Consider the following 254-nt stretch of genomic DNA (forward strand, 5'->3'; position numbering starts at 1 on the left):
GAAAGCTAAAGAACAGAAAGACGCGGTCACCGATAATACGGAGGCGTTGAAGAAAGAAACGCAGGCCCAAATGGAAAACGCCAGCCAGAAGCGGGCCGCGATTGATGCCGCGTACGCCTTGCAGGACGCGCAAGACAAGGTGAACCAGGCGGTCTCCAATGGGGCGCGAATCCAAAAAGACGCTAACGGCCAGATTGATATTACTTCCGCTGCGAACCGGAAAGCGATTGAACCATTATCAAGCATGATTGACG

1 protein-coding gene is annotated in these 254 nt (G+C 53.1%); it reads left to right on the forward strand.

Annotation, left to right across the window (positions count from 1 at the left end; all coding sequences use genetic code 11):
* The coding region (locus QP415_RS12275) for a hypothetical protein (RefSeq protein ID WP_285100259.1) at positions 1-254 on the forward strand (254 nt) is incomplete at both ends.

Origin of the sequence: Pauljensenia sp. UMB3104 (assembly GCF_030217285.1) — a bacterium.
Taxonomy (GTDB): Bacteria; Actinomycetota; Actinomycetes; order Actinomycetales; family Actinomycetaceae; genus Pauljensenia.